At 73.5% G+C, this 4,350-nt stretch carries 4 protein-coding genes; all 4 read right to left on the bottom strand.

Annotated elements, in window-relative coordinates; all coding sequences use genetic code 11:
- A partial coding sequence (locus ABT336_RS26900) for an ABC transporter ATP-binding protein (RefSeq protein ID WP_350900321.1) occupies positions 1 to 1,536 on the bottom strand: 1,536 nt, incomplete at its 3' end.
- Entirely contained in the window at positions 1,533 to 3,437 is a 1,905-nt protein-coding gene (locus tag ABT336_RS26895) for an ABC transporter ATP-binding protein (protein ID WP_502891279.1), read from the bottom strand. The genes ABT336_RS26895 and ABT336_RS26900, both read right to left, overlap by 4 nt.
- A 37-nt stretch (positions 3,438 to 3,474) precedes the next feature.
- Positions 3,475 to 3,993: a methylated-DNA--[protein]-cysteine S-methyltransferase gene (locus ABT336_RS26890; protein ID WP_350900319.1), complete on the bottom strand. Its 519-nt coding sequence runs from the start codon at positions 3,991 to 3,993 to the stop codon at positions 3,475 to 3,477.
- A partial coding sequence (locus ABT336_RS26885; protein ID WP_502891278.1) for a DNA glycosylase family protein occupies positions 3,990 to 4,350 on the bottom strand: 361 nt, incomplete at its 5' end. The genes ABT336_RS26890 and ABT336_RS26885, both read right to left, overlap by 4 nt.

Below are 4,350 nucleotides of genomic sequence, written 5' to 3'. Positions count from 1 at the left end.
CCCGTCGGGGAGGGCGGCGATGAAGTCGTGGGCGCCGATGGTCCGGGCGGCGTGCCGGACCGCCGAGTCGTCGGCCTCCGGGCGGCCGAACCGGATGTTCTCCGCCACGGTGCCGGTGAAGAGGTGGTTCTCCTGGGTGACCAGGACCACGGCGGCCCGGAGGTCGGCGTCGGCCAGGTCGCGCAGGTCCACCCCGTCGAGGTGGACCGACCCGGTGGTCGGGTCGTGGAACCGGGCCAACAGCTTGGCCAGTGTCGACTTCCCCGCCCCGGTCGGGCCGACCAGGGCGACTGTCTGCCCGGCGGGCACCGCGAGATCCAGTCCCGCCAGGATCGGCGCGTCAGGGCGGTACCCGAAGCCCACCGACCGGAACGTCACCGTGCCGCGCCCCGGGCCCGTCGGCAGCGACACCGGTCGGGCCGGTTCGGGGACCGCGGGGCGTTCGTCGAGAACCCCGGCCAGCTTCTCCAGGGCCGCCGTGGCCGACTGCAACGAGTTGTAGAACTGGCTCAGCTCCTGCATCGGGTCGAAGAACCGGCGTAGGTAGAGCAGGAACGCGGCGAGGACCCCGACTCCGGTCTGTCCGTCCAGCACCCTCAGGCCGCCGTAGCAGAGGACCACGGCGACAGTGACGTTGCCGATCACCTTGATGCCCGGCGAGTACGTGGCGATGAGCCGGAACGCCTGTCGGCTCGACATCCGGTAGTCGTCGTTGACGACAGCGAAGATCTCCTCGTTGCGTCGCTCCCGGCGGTACGCCTGCACCGCCCGGATGCCCCGCAACGACTCCACGAAGTGCACGATGACCAGGGCCACCGCCTCCCGGGTCCGGCGGTACGCGGCGGCCGACGAGCGGGCGAACCACCGTGACAGCCAGATCAGCGGCGGGAAGGCGAGCAGCGTCACCGCCGCCAGCGGCAGGTCCAGCCAGAGCAGGATCCCGGCGATCGAGACGACGGAGAGCCCGGCCAGGACCAGGCTGTCGATGCCCCCGTCGACGAGTTCGGCGATCGAGTCGAGGTCGCTGGTGAGTCGGGAGACCATCCGCCCCGACGTGTACCGCTCGTGGAAGGCCACGGAGAGGCGCAGGAAGTGCCCGTACACCCGTCGGCGCAGGTCGAGCAGGATGGCCTGGCCGATCCGGCTGGAGAGGGTGAGGAAGGCGCGGCGGGCCGCGTACTCGACGACGGCGGCGACGACGAACGCGGTGGCCACCGCCACCAGTGGGGTCACGTCACCGGCCCGCAGCGGCCCCACCGCCCGGTCGATTCCGAGCATCACCAGGTACGGCCCGGCCATCGCGGCACCGTTCTGGGCCAGCAGCAGGGCCACCGCCAACCCCAGCCGGGACCGGTGTGGACGCAGCAGGTCGCGGAGCAGGATCCGGCTGCGGCTCCTCAGCCGGGCCACTGCCTGCGGGGAGGTGTCCTCGGCGGTGCTGCGTTCGGCGTCCGGCTCGACGGCGACCCCCCGCCACCGGTCCGCCGGTGCCGCTTCCTCCCGGCCGCTGCCCCGCTGTGGGACGGCGGCGGTCACGACGCCACCAGACCCCGTCCGACCGGCTGCGTTCCGGCCGGTGGCTGTGGGTCCACCGGTTCCCGCACCGGGGTCGGGTCGGCGGTGAGCAACGTCCGGTACGCGGGCACCGTGGCGAGCAGCTCCGAGTGGGTGCCGACGGCGGTGATCCGCCCCCGTTCCAGCAGGGCCACCCGGTCGGCCAGGGCGATCGTCGAGGGGCGGTGCACCACCAACAGTGCGCTGGTGTCCCGCAGTACCCGCCGCAGGGCCGCCTCCACCTGCGCCTCGGTGTGCACATCGAGGGCGGAGAGGGGGTCGTCGAGAACCAGCAGCGACGGCCGACCGAGGACCGCCCGGGCCAGGGCCAGGCGCTGCCGTTGCCCGCCGGAGAGCGTCAACCCCTGCTCGCCGACCCGGGTGGCCAGGCCCCACGGCAGGTCGTACGCGAACTCCGCCCGGGCCAGCGCGAGGGCACCCCGGATCGCCTCCTCGTCGGCGTCCGGCCGCCCCAGGGTCAGGTTCTCCCGTACCGACATGGAGAACAGGGTCGGCTCCTCGAAGGCCACCCCGACCAGTCGGCGCAGGCACGCCAGGCGCAGGTCCCGCAGGTCGTGGCCGTCCAGGGTGATCCGCCCGCCGGTCACCTCCTGCAACCTCGGCACCAGGGAGAGCAGGGTGCTCTTGCCGCACCCGGTCGCCCCCACCAGGGCGAGGGTCTCGCCGGGTTCCACCGTCAGGTCCACCCCGCGCAGCACCGGGGCGGGGGCTCCCGGGTAGCCGAAGGTGACCCCCTCGAAGACCAGTCGACCGGCGACCTCGGCCCGGGTCCGCCGGATCGCGCGGGGGCGGTCGGTGATCGCCGGTCGGGTGTCCAGGACCTCCTGGATCCGGTCGGCGGCGGTCGCCGCCTCCTGCCCGTTGGCGATGATCCACCCGAGTGACTGGACCGGCCAGATCAGCATCAGTTGCAGGGTGACGAAGGCGACCAGCTCGCCGACGGTGAGCCGGTCCCGGGCGACCAGTGCCACCCCGGTCACCAGCACGGTGGCCAGGGTCAGGTTGGGCACCAGGTCGAACAGGGCTGAGGTACGGGCCAACAGCCGGGCCTTGTCGACGCCGGTGTCGTGCAGCGCCCTGGCACCGTCGGCGAACCGTCTCGACAGCTGCGGCCCCCGCCCGTACGCCTTCATGGTGTGCAGCCCGAGGGCGGTCTCCTCGACCAGGGTGGCCACGTCGCCCTGCTGGTCCTGCATCCGGCGGGACGCCGCGTGGTAGTGCCTGGCGAACCGGCGACTGATCAGGAACAGCGGCACCGCGCTGGCCGCCACCAGCAGCCCCAGCGCGGGGTGCAGCCGGATCAGCAGGACCACCACCGCCGCGTAGGTGACCAGGTTGAGGATCAGGAAGAACAGCCCGAAGGAGAGGAACCGGCGCAGCACCGACAGGTCGCTGGTGGCCCGGGAGAGGAGCTGACCGGAGCGCCACCGGTCGTGGAAGCTCGTCGGCAGGCGCAGGAGGTGGGCGTAGAGGTCGGCGCGCAGCGTCGCCTCCATCCCGACCGAGGAGGCGGCCTGCATCCACCGGCGGACGAAGACCAGGAGCGCCTCGACCAGCCCGAGCAGCAGGACCAGGGCACCGAGGCCGAGCAGCCCGCCCGGTTCGCGGCGGGCCACCGGCCCGTCCACCACCCGCTGCACCAGCAGGGGTACGGCGAGACTCGCCCCGGTCGCCGCGAGGGCCGCGACCAGGAGCCACCCGAACTCGGCGGCGTACGGACGCAGGTAGGTGCGCAGCCGCAAGAGGTTCGCCAGCCGTCCCCGCCCGCCCGGTGTGGGCTCGTCCCGGGTGGAGCCCGCCCTCGGAGCGGGCGGGTGCGGGTCGGCACTCGCCCCCGGGACGCCGTCGCGCTCCGCAGGCACACGATGACGGTATCGGCAAATCCCGTCGGTCCGGTTGTCAGCTTGTTGTCATCGGCCGCTCATGCCCGAGAAGCCACTTCTTCACCGGCAGACCCCACCGGTATCCGCCGAGTGTCCCGTCGGTGCGCAGGACCCGGTGGCAGGGGACGAAGAGAGCAGCCGCGTTGCGGGCACAGGCCGCCGCCGCTGCCCGGACCGCGAGGGGTCGCCCGGCCAGGGCGGCGTACCCGGTGTAGGTGACCGGTTCGCCCGGCCCCACCTCGCGGAGCACCTGCCAGGCGTGGGCGGTGAAGGGCCCGTCGGTGTGCTGCTGCACCGGCACGGCGTCGACGGCGGTCAGGTCCCCGGCGAGGTACGCGTCGAGCGCGGCGGTGACCGGGCCGAGGTCGGGCCGGTGCCGCAGCGGCCCCCGCAGACTCGCGTGCACCAACGGGACCAGCTCCTGCGGTTCGGCGGTGAATCCGGCCGCCCGGACGGCCCCGGTCGGCCCGACCAGGACTGTCAACGGCCCGGTCGGGGTGGTGTGTACGGCGTAGTCGATCGGTTCGGTGTTCATGCCGCTCTCCAGAGTCGGACGGTCGCGTACGACCGCCAGGGGCGCCAACTGTCGGCGTACGGGTCGAGGGTCGACGGGGTGTGGGGCAGGCCGAGCGCGGCGGCCCCCCGGCGTACCGTCGGGTCGGTGCCGAGGAGGACGTCCGGGTCGCCGAGGGCACGCATCGCCACGTACCCGACGGCCTTCGGGTCGATCCCCGGTATCGCCGCGAGCCGCCGGAGGGTCTCCGTCCGGTCGCCCCCCGGCCGCAGGTCGAGGGTCCCGTCGGCGCAGCCGATGTAGCGAAGTACCTGATGGAGCAGTACCGGACCCCGGACGGGCGGACCCTCGCCGGGTCGCTGGACGCCCTGCTGCGCC

The organism is Micromonospora sp. NPDC000207 (genome assembly GCF_040300925.1).
Taxonomy (GTDB): Bacteria; Actinomycetota; Actinomycetes; order Mycobacteriales; family Micromonosporaceae; genus Micromonospora.
The sequence above is the reverse complement of the archived record's forward strand: the minus strand, read 5'-3'. Positions and strand labels throughout refer to the sequence as shown.